Annotated in this window: 2 protein-coding genes; both read left to right on the plus strand. The window is 48.1% G+C overall.

Going from position 1 to position 2824, the window contains the following annotated elements; all coding sequences use genetic code 11:
* The first annotated feature begins 258 nt into the window (after positions 1-258).
* Positions 259-1803, plus strand: coding sequence for a sulfatase-like hydrolase/transferase (locus ACESLU_RS13775; protein ID WP_372639205.1), 1545 nt, complete (start codon positions 259-261; stop codon positions 1801-1803).
* 248 nt (positions 1804-2051) lie between these two features.
* The coding region (locus tag ACESLU_RS13780; protein ID WP_372639206.1) for a neutral/alkaline non-lysosomal ceramidase N-terminal domain-containing protein at positions 2052-2824 on the plus strand (773 nt) is incomplete at its 3' end.

A 2824-nucleotide genomic window follows, 5' to 3' on the forward strand; every position in this document is an offset into this window, starting at 1 on the left:
ATTATACCTATATAGAGAAGTTAGATTAATAAATAAGTCCGGATATTAGTATGATTTTTTTAACGAACAGCTTGTCTCTCTTTAATGAGAGTGGGAAATATATTAGCACTCCAACAATCAACTAATATTATGTGTTTGTTGATGATTTTTAATATCGATGCTGAAGGATGTCAAAATTAATCGGGGTCTGGAACATGGTTTCTTTGAAAAAAACCTAAATGAAGACATTGTTTTCTAAACCGATAAAATGATCATGTCGTGAATAATTTAAGCAGTCTTTTATTTGTAAGCATTTTATTCTTTTCGCTTACCAACTATGCCCAGGGGCAGGACAGACCCAATATTGTGATTATTTTAGCCGATGATCTTGGCTATGGAGATGTCTCCTTTTATAATGAAAACGCAGCCTTTGAAACCCCGAATATCGACCGGCTTGCAGATGCAGGGGTTGCCTTTACCAGTGCACATACGACCTCGGCGGTGTGTACGCCCACTCGATACGGTCTCCTCACGGGCAGGTATAACTGGAGGTCGACCCTGAAAAGCGGCGTGACCTGGGGGTATTCCGGTCCCTTGATCTCCAGTGAGAGAATGACCGTTGCCGATATGCTACAGGCAAGGAATTATGAAACGGCGTTTGTAGGTAAATGGCATTTGGGGTGGGACTGGCATTTTGCTGGAGAAGACCCCGAAAACCTGGACAATCCCAACATTCGTCCCGAGGTTGATTTCAGTCAACCTATTCAAAATGGGCCGAATGCCCGTGGATTCGGCTACTCCTACGCTATACCGGCTTCTCTGGATATGCCTCCCTACGTCTATGTCGAAAATAATCAGCCTACGACAATTCCGACCGATACAACGGTCAACTATGACCACAAAGGCTTTTGGAGAAAAGGGCTGACCGGATCTGATTTTAGCCATACGGACGTGCTGCCCCATTTAGCCGACAAGACCGTAGAATATATAAATGAACAGGCCTCGAATAGTGACCCGTTTTTCATGTACTTTGCATTGCCGGCCCCGCATACGCCCATCCTCCCCACTTCGGAGTACCTGGGGAAAAGTAATTCCAACCTGTATGGTGACTTTATGCTGCAAGTAGACGGAGTGGTCGGGCAAGTGATAGATGCGCTGGAGGCCAACGACACATTTGATAATACGATCCTGATTTTTACCAGTGATAACGGTGCATCACCCCGCGCCGATTTCGAGGAACTCCAACAGGCGGGTCACGACCCGAGTTATATCTACAGGGGACATAAAGCTGATATTTATGAAGCGGGATTAAGGGTTCCCTTTCTTGTAAGCTGGCCGACCGGAATAGAGGGGCCGTTTATTTCGGATGAAACCATAAGTACGGCCGATTTTATGGCTACGTTTGCAGATTTGACGGGGACAAACCTGCCGGATGACGCTGCCGAGGACAGTTACAGTTTTTTGCCTGTCCTGAAACAGCAGGCATACGATAAACCGTTGCGAGAGGCGACCGTACTTCATTCCATTGACGGACGTTTTGCGATTATTAAAGAAGAATGGAAGCTTATCTTGTGGCCGGGATCCGGAGGATGGAGTTATCCGAATACCGAAGAAGACCTCCGGGGACTGCCCTCCTTCCAGCTGTACAATCTGGAAAAAGATCCCGCTGAAAAGTTTAATCTTGTCCATATGTATCCTGATAAGGTAAAAGAGCTTAAATCACTGCTTGAAAAGTATATAGAGGAAGGCAGAAGTACACCTGGTACTCCTCAAATCAATGCCGGCCCGGAGAGGTGGGAGCAGTTGGACTGGATGGAACTGTAAGTGAGCCTGAGCGAATTCAAAACCACAGTATATAATGCAAATGTGAAGGATGCTGAACGTGCGAAAAAACAGAGACTGACCGAAAGAACGGTTTTGCAAAGTGCTCTTATATATGAAATATAAATATGATATTTATGACAACATCTTGTTTGTTAGTTCATTTAGAAAGAAACTTCTTCCTTTTTTTGCTCACTGTTTTTATAGGGTCTTCAACCCCGTCGTATGGAGCGTTGGACTCACTCCATGCTATGCAAAAAACAGAGCCTCCCAATAACAGAAGAATAGAGGTTGGTGTTGCTCGAATAGATATCACCCCGGAGGGACCGATTCGCCTGGCGGGTTATGGGGGACGGGCGTCGGAGTCGGAGGGGGTACTTCAACCACTATGGGCAAAAGCATTGGCTTTTGGCAGCGATGAGCAGGGGCCGTCGCTTTTTGTGACCGTGGATCTAATCGGCATTCCGGGTCATATCACCGAAAAGGTTGCCCGCCGCCTGTCGGAAAAAACTGCCATTACACCTTCTCAACTGGTCATAAGTTCCTCGCATACCCATACGGGGCCGGAAGTAGGCAATTTGCTAAACCATTTTGGGAAGCCAATGCCCCCGGAGGAACTCGGACGCATTGTGCGGTATCAAGACGAGCTCACGGATAAACTGGAACAGGTGGCCCTGCAAGCGCTGCAGAACCGCAGCCCGGCTTTGGCAGCCTGGGGACAGGGAGAGGTCGGATTTGCTGTGAACCGGCGCAAGCTGGAAAATGGAAGATGGGTTGGATTTGGCGTGGTTCCCGAGGGCCCGGTTGATCACTCAATGCCCCTGCTGCGTGTTACGGATCCGGATAGCGGAACGCTTCGGGCTGTGTTGGTTAACTACGCCTGTCATGGGACCACCCTGGGAGGCGATACCAATAAGATACATGGAGACTGGATAGGGGAGGCCCAGCGGATTATTGAAAAGCGTCATCCCGGAGCGACTGCTTTAGTATCCGTCGGCGCGGGGGGAGATGCCAACCCGGAACC

It is taken from the genome of Fodinibius sp., from assembly GCF_041642155.1.
Taxonomy (GTDB): domain Bacteria; phylum Bacteroidota; class Rhodothermia; order Balneolales; family Balneolaceae; genus Fodinibius.